The organism is Bifidobacterium saguinibicoloris (assembly GCF_019331725.1).
Lineage (GTDB): Bacteria > Actinomycetota > Actinomycetes > Actinomycetales > Bifidobacteriaceae > Bifidobacterium > Bifidobacterium saguinibicoloris.
This window is the reverse complement of the sequence record NZ_JAHBBF010000008.1, coordinates 120,838-127,493: the sequence shown is the minus strand read 5'-3', so window position 1 is coordinate 127,493 and position 6,656 is coordinate 120,838. Positions and strand designations below refer to the sequence as shown.

5 protein-coding genes are annotated in these 6,656 nt (G+C 70.4%); 2 read left to right on the top strand and 3 right to left on the bottom strand.

All coding sequences use genetic code 11. The features are described 5' to 3' along the window. Together KIH78_RS06850 and KIH78_RS06845 are read left to right on the top strand one after the other, a co-directional pair. Nucleotides 1–1,334, top strand: a 1,334-nt coding sequence (locus KIH78_RS06850; protein WP_219131751.1) for a DUF4037 domain-containing protein, incomplete at its 5' end; no start/stop codon positions are given. 11 nt (nucleotides 1,335–1,345) lie between these two features. Continuing rightward, on the top strand, nucleotides 1,346–1,972 hold the full coding sequence (locus tag KIH78_RS06845) for a DUF4125 family protein (RefSeq protein ID WP_219131750.1): 627 nt from the start codon (nucleotides 1,346–1,348) through the stop codon (nucleotides 1,970–1,972). 45 nt (nucleotides 1,973–2,017) lie between these two features. Here the strand turns inward: KIH78_RS06845 and KIH78_RS06840 are convergent, their stop codons facing one another. The 3 genes from KIH78_RS06840 to KIH78_RS10760 all read right to left on the bottom strand — a co-directional run bounded on the left by KIH78_RS06840 (nucleotide 2,018) and on the right by KIH78_RS10760 (nucleotide 6,600). Then, on the bottom strand, nucleotides 2,018–3,712 hold the full coding sequence (locus tag KIH78_RS06840; RefSeq protein ID WP_236034479.1) for an alpha/beta hydrolase family protein: 1,695 nt from the start codon (nucleotides 3,710–3,712) through the stop codon (nucleotides 2,018–2,020). Nucleotides 3,713–3,827: 115 nt separating this feature from the next. Beyond that, a complete protein-coding gene (locus KIH78_RS06835; RefSeq protein ID WP_219131748.1) occupies nucleotides 3,828–4,700 on the bottom strand; it encodes a hypothetical protein in 873 nt (290 codons plus the stop codon). Beyond that, nucleotides 4,693–6,600: a PspC domain-containing protein gene (locus KIH78_RS10760; RefSeq protein ID WP_219131747.1), complete on the bottom strand. Its 1,908-nt coding sequence runs from the start codon at nucleotides 6,598–6,600 to the stop codon at nucleotides 4,693–4,695. Before KIH78_RS10760 ends, KIH78_RS06835 begins: the two co-directional genes overlap by 8 nt. Nucleotides 6,601–6,656: the final 56 nt, after the last annotated feature.

Here is a 6,656-nt window from a genome sequence, read left to right as displayed (position 1 = left end):
CCGCGAGCCCGGACGCCGATGCGGCCGGTACGTCCGGTGAGGCACCCGCGGCGTCGTCCACCCCGGCCGATGCGTCCGCCGGTCCGGCTGCATCCCCCTCCCCCGCTTCCTCCCGCCCTGCCGTCCGCCCTGCGACGGCTTCCGCCCGCCCTGACGTGACCGGTCTCGCGCTGGCGCGCGCGTATTGGGACGAGGTGGGCCGGCCGATGGTCGAGGCGCGGTATCCCGAGGCGGTGGACCGTATCGCCGTCGGCTTGGTGGGGCATGGTTCGGAATGCTATGGCTTCGACGACGCGCTTTCGCGTGACCATGATTTCGGTCCGCGGTTCTGCCTGTGGCTGTCCGACGAGGATTACGCGGCCTTCGGCGAGCGTCTGCAGGCCGATTACGATGCGCTGCCCCGCGATTTCCGCGGGTTCACGCGCGCGGCCGCTCACGTCGCCGACCCCGCCACTACCGTCGCCACTCCCGCCGGCGATGTTTCACGGAACGTTTCACAAGCCTCCGAATCCGTTTCACAGGATGTTTCACACGCTGCCGCCATCGCCGGCGACACGGCCACCAACATCGGCGACAGCACCGTCACCGCCGTCTCCCCGCTGACACCGCGCGCGCAGGGCGCGTTCCGCCGCGACGGCGTCTTCCGCATCGGTGACTTCTTCGAGGCCCTGACCGGATACCGTCAGGCGCCCGCGCAGGACACGCCCCACGAGTGGCTCATGCTGGACGAGGCCACCTTGGCCGCCGCCACGAACGGCGAGGTGTTCATGGACCGGTCCGGCCGGTTCTCGCAGACCCGTCAGGGGTTCAAGGACATGCCCGAGGACGTGCGGCTCGCCCTCGTCTCGCGGCGTCTCGGCATGATTGCTCAGGCCGGTCAGTACAATCTGCCGCGTTCGTTGGAGCGCGGCGATGGCGCGGCCGCCTGGATGGCGGTCCACGAGTTCGTCGACGCGGCCGCCTCGCTCGTGTTCCTCGTCAACCGTCCGATGGTCGTGGGCTACCTGCCGTACTACAAGTGGCGGTTCGCCGCGCTGCGGCGGCTCTCCGCCAGGCCGTTCGCCCTGTTGTCCGACGTGTGCGCGCGGTTGGAGACGGTGATGCGCCTGTCGTCCGCCGCCTGCTTCGGCGGCGCCGGTTTCGGCGAGGGCGGCAAGGGGTCCGCGCCGGCGGCGTCCGAGATCGCCGCGCAGGTAGAGGCCGTGGCACGTGCGATCGTCAAGGAGCTCGCCCGCGAGGGGCTCACCCGCTCGGACGAGACGTTCCTCGAATGGCAGCGGCCGTACGTCGAGGAGCATATCGTCTCTGACGCCCCCTGTCTGCACAGTCTGTAAGGAGCATCCCCATGACCGAATCCACCGATATCGACGCGTTGCGCGAACGCATCGTGCGTCTCGAATGGGACCAGTTCCAACGCACGAACAACGAAGGCGGACGCGCCGCATGCCAGGGCAACTGGCCGGTGTTCCACCAGATGCGCCTCTCCCAGTTCCTCACGTGGGACCGGCCGCTGCTGGAATCGTACGAACATGACCTCGACGAGGCGGACCGGACCGGCCGCAATCTCGTCACCGAGAAGTACGGGCGCATGATGGCCTCGACCGCGCCGGACGAGTACGCGCGCAACATCGAACCGTTCATCCCGCGCCTGTCCGAGGGCCGCGTCGCACGCCAGGAGCGCATCATCGCCGTGCAGGTGGCGTGGGCGCGCGACTTCCGCGCCCGCTGGCCGAAGCTGGGACGGGCCATGCGCGTGCTCACCACCGCGGAGGACACGTCCGAGGCCACGTCGTTCGAGACGTATCTGCGCGGCGAGCTCGGCACGTATTCCGAGACCACGCTCGACCGCTACGCGCGCATGGTCGACGCGTTCGCCGCGGCCGGACGCAACCTCACCGAGGAGACGATCCGCCGCACCGTGGAGATCGGCGGGTTCGCGGACCTCGACGAGGCGGAGGCGGCGCAGGTGTAGAACGGCCGACGCAAACCGCGCGGCGCGTCACGGCCACAGTCACGATCACGCCGTGAACAACCCCCAGAACGCGAGGACCGTGAGGGTGAGCAGCATGCCTGCAAGCACCAGCAGCGCCATCACCCAATGCCAGCGGCCGAACATCCACGAGGAGCGGACGCGGCGGCCCGTCGGATACAGCCCATGGTCGACGGCCGCGCGACGTACGCGCCATGCGCGCCACAGCCGGACGATGAGCCACGCCGTCAGCAGCAGCACCACCGCGGCGCCGCCGCGCAACGCAGTGAACCCCCATGTCATGCCCTGCGGGTCCCGCTGTTCGTGCAGGGCGGCGACCCCCACGTAGGACAGGTATCCGCCGAGCGCGAGCATGACGCCCAGCGACGTCAGCGCGCCCGCGACGAGCAGCGCCTTCAGCCCGTGCGGATAGCCCATCATGCGGGCGGACTCGCGCCCGGTGCCGGGCCAGGGGGCGACGGTGCGACCCCGCCTTCCGAGCGCCGGGAACCGTTCGCGCCCAGTGCCCATGCCGTCCGCGGCGGCCATGGCGAGCCGACGGCGTCGGACCATCTCGAACACGAGGAACATCGTTCCCCCTGCGCCCGCCACGACGAAGCACAGCACGGCCGCGACGATGAGGCCCACGAGCATGGCGAGCGAACCGATGATGCCGGATGCGGTGCCGTGGCGCGGCGCCGCTACCCGTTGCCGTGGCGTGGCGCCGGCGATCCGGGGCGTGGCCCATCCGTCCGCATCCGTGCCGGCGGCCACGCCGTTGACCCAATCGGCGAGGTCGCGCGTATAGCCCTCGGCGAGCGGCAGCCCTTGCGTGAACAGGCCTTTGCCGGCGCGCAGCTGATGGTTGGCCGCGTAGTAGCGGACGGTGACGTTGCGGTTGCCATGCCGCGCGGCGGTGTCGACGAGCGTGCGCGCGCCCTGTTCGATGGGCATGGCGGTGTCGTAGGTGCCGTAGTTGACAAGCAGGGGCATGGTGAGCGAGCCGCGGACGGCGTCGGCGTCGAAGTCGGCGTAGCGGAAGTCGAACGGCGCGTAGTCCATGGACATGAGCTTGGCGGCGTCCCTGACGACCGCCGTGGGTGCGCCGGCGGCGTGGATGGAGGCGCTGACGGCCATGGCCATCTGTTCGCGTCCGGTGTATACGGGCGCGGAGGTGAGGATGGCGAAGGCGATGTCCCGTCGTTCGGAGGTCATGAGCGTGGCGATCCATGTGCCTTCGGATTCGGCGTAGACGCCGGTGCGCGCGGCGTCCACGCCGGGCATGGCGCGCAGCAGGTCGAGGGCGGTGCCGTAGTCGCGGGCGAAGCGCGCGTAGTCGCGGTGTGCGGGCGTGTAGCCGTCGGTGCGTTTGGCGGGGACGAGGGTGATGATGCCGGCGGAGCTCATGGCGTTGGCGATGTCGCCGAAGTCCTCGGCCGTGCCGGTGCCGGAGCCGTGGATGAACAGGCATGCGGGATGCGCCCCGTCCACGCCGACGGGTTCACGCAGGATGGCGGGCACGTCGCCTTCGCCGTCCTCCAGGTGGATGGTGATGTGCCGTTCGCGGGTGGCGTAGGCGCCTTGGTGCGCGATATGCGCGTCCCGTGGCGCGATGGCGGTGTCCGCGGATGCGATCGTGATGTGGTCGCGGTAGGGTTCGGCGCTCCACCGCGGCATCATGAGCAGGCCGAGCGTGCAGCATGCGGCGAACAGGATGGCGACGGCGCATCCGAATGCCAGCATCCGTTTCGCCGTCGCCATCATGTCATGCCTCTTTCCCGTCCGCACACGCCCTGTGTGCGGGTTCCTCCATGGCTGCCGTCGGCCGGGCCGTCCGGCCGCCGCCTCCGTTTCCGTTCTACTCCGGGGAGCCGTCGTGCGTTTCCGGCCCGTCCTCCGGCGTCCCCGCATCAGGTTCCGTCATGCCTTCCGCGTCCGGTTCCGCCGCCTTGATGCGACGACGTTTGGAGACCGCGGAGCCGATCGACCAGCCGATGCCGATGACGATGAGCAGCACGCCGATGACGGCGCAGGACACCGCGATGGTCATCTGCGGGTCGATGGAGGTGAAGATGGCGGGCAGTTGGGAGAAGCGCAGACCGAAGAGGATACCGAACCCGCCGAGCAGGATGCCGACGCCGCCCAGCAGGATGGTGGGCACGCTGGGGCCGGTGGGCCGCTGCGGTTCGGGTTCGGGCGCCGGATCCGGGGTCGGCAGGGCATAGCCCGGGGCCGCGGGCCGTGCAGGGCCTTGCGGCGGCAGCGGCGCCGCGGGGGCGACCGGTGCCGGGGCGGATGCGATGGGCGCGGCAAGTACGGGCGCGGGCGCGGCCTGCACGCCTTGGGCGGTCCACACCGGCGGCGCCGCCGGAGCCGGGAACGTCGCCAGGGGCTGGAATCCGGCGGCGAGATTCGCCACCGGCTGCGTCATCGGGTCGGCAGCCGGGCCCGCCGGAGCGAACGGCGTCGCCGGACCGGACTGTGTCTCCCCGACCGTGTCGGGCGTCGTCTCGTGCGGCACATCGGCCGTCGTCTCGGACGCGACCGGCGCGGCGACGGGATCCATCGTCTCGGTGGCGGCGTCGGGCCGCACCGCCGGTGCGGTCACCGGGGCCATGGCCTGCGTCTCCGCCTCGGCGCGAGCGCCGGACGCCGTCGCCGTCTGTTCGAGGATCTGCGTGTCCACGATGTCCTGCAGGGATGCGGGATCGTTGCGTTGCATGTCACTCATCGTCGTTCTCCTTCGTGCCGTCCGCCGTGCCGTCGTACGAGCGGCCCTTGTCCGTCGTCTTGCCGTTGCCGCCCGCGGCGCCGTCGGCGTCCGATTCGGCGTGTTCGGCGCCGTCGTCCTTCTGTTCGCCCTGCTGGATGGCCACGTGCCGCTTGGTGACGGCGCCGAGCGAGAACCGGTCGCCCCAGTCGTTGGACGACAGCCGGTCGGCGTAGTCGACGTAGCTGGGCAGGACGCTTTCCGAGGCGTACCGGACCACCACGCGGCCGGCGCTGCCGGAGGCGAAGTTGATCTGGAAGGACGAGTCGTCGTCGATGCCGTTGGTCTGCCAGTCGTAGTTGTCCTGGTGGGTGCCGTCCGCGTAGTCGTTATAGTCGTAGTCGGCCCCTGGAACCCCCCAGCTGGTCACCATGTTGTTGAGGACCACGGTGTTCGCGCCGCCGAGCACGTCACCGGTGTACAGTTCCAACCCGTCCTTGCCGAACGTGTAGGGGCAGGCGTCGGGCAGGGTGACGACCACCGTGGCATTGGAGACGGCCAGGTTGATCTGTCCGGCCGGGCAGCCCTTCCGGTACGTGTTCACCTGTGCGCCGCCGTAATTCCAGCGCGCGTACTCGCTCAGGTCGATGTTGGCGACCGATTTTGATTCGTCCATGCCTTGGAAGTACATGCCCTTCTGCAGCAGCGCGAAGTTCTTCGGGCTGGAATCCGAGACCCAGTAGTTGATGTCCGGGTCCAGATAGGTCTGGTCGGAGGACGAGGGGGCGTAGGCGGCATCGCCGTCCAGGCTTCCGGTGACGGGCCCCTGGAGGCTGATCGTACCATCGGCGTTCTCGGACAATGGGCTTCCGCCGGTGCCCAATCCCACGGCGACGAAGCCCATGCGGTTGTGCTCCGCCTCGTATTGCGCATAGGACATGGACCCGGTGGCGATCATCATGCACACGGCGACGAACCCGGCGATGAGCGCCAGCGGGACGAGGCCGCCGGAACGCCGGCCCATGACGCCGAGGACCACGAGCAGCAGGCCCATCGCCACGCACACCGCGCCGATCCAGACCATCGCGGCCGTCACCGCGGTGGTGACCGAAGGCGAACCGTACCGTTCATGCAGGTACAGGTAGAGTCCGGCGCCGGAGATCATCGTCAGTCCCAGCACCAGCAGCACGAGCATCGGGCCGGCGGGCTTGCGCCGGGCGGTGCGGGGCCTGTGCGGCGCGGGCGGCACCGGGGCCGGAGGCGCAACGGGGCCGGCCGGACGCATGGGCGGGACCGGGGCGCCCATCGGCATCGTCGGACCGGGCGTCACGGGAGCACCCGTCGGGGCGGGCATGGTCGGAGCCGCCGGACCCTGCGGGACCGGACCGGAAGTCGGCCGGACCGGGGCGCCCTGGGGTGCGGCCCACGGGCCGGAAGCCGGGGACGGCGCGCCCTGCGGGGCCTGTCCCGGCGCGGCGTACGCGCCGCCGGCCGGACGCTGCGCCGCGAACCCGTACCCGTGACGCTGCCTCATGCCGCTCTGGCAGATCGCCCACAGGGCCACGCCGGCGGCGACGAACGCCACCCAGCCGGCGCCGGGGATGACGAGCGCGACCGCCATGAAGACGAACGCGCCCAGACAGTTCCAATCCCACTGTCCGGCGAGCAGCCCCTCGGCGAGGATGCGGCCGTCGCGCGCATCGGGCAGGAACAGCCAGCCGAACGCGTACAGGGCCGCGCCGAACCCGAACAGGAACGTGAGGGCGAGGACCAGCGCACGCACCAACGTGGGGCTCCAGCCCAGGCGGGCCGCGAAGCCGGAGCACACGCCGCCGATCCAACGGTCGTCGCCGCGCATCACGCCGGTGGCGCGGATCCAGGAGAAGAAACGCTTCCGAAGCGTCGTATCGTTATCGTTCATGCTTCCCATTACAGCAGCGGAACGCCTGCACGGCCGTCCGGGAACACCCTGATTCT

Excerpts from the sequence above, each read along its gene's own strand:
- KIH78_RS06840 (WP_236034479.1), bottom strand. The coding sequence starts at position 3,712 with ATGCTGGCATTCGGATGCGCCGTCGCCATCCTGTTCGCCGCATGCTGC.
- KIH78_RS06835 (WP_219131748.1), bottom strand. The coding sequence starts at position 4,700 with ATGAGTGACATGCAACGCAACGATCCCGCATCCCTGCAGGACATCGTG.
- KIH78_RS06845 (WP_219131750.1), top strand. The coding sequence starts at position 1,346 with ATGACCGAATCCACCGATATCGACGCGTTGCGCGAACGCATCGTGCGT.
- KIH78_RS10760 (WP_219131747.1), bottom strand. The coding sequence starts at position 6,600 with ATGAACGATAACGATACGACGCTTCGGAAGCGTTTCTTCTCCTGGATC.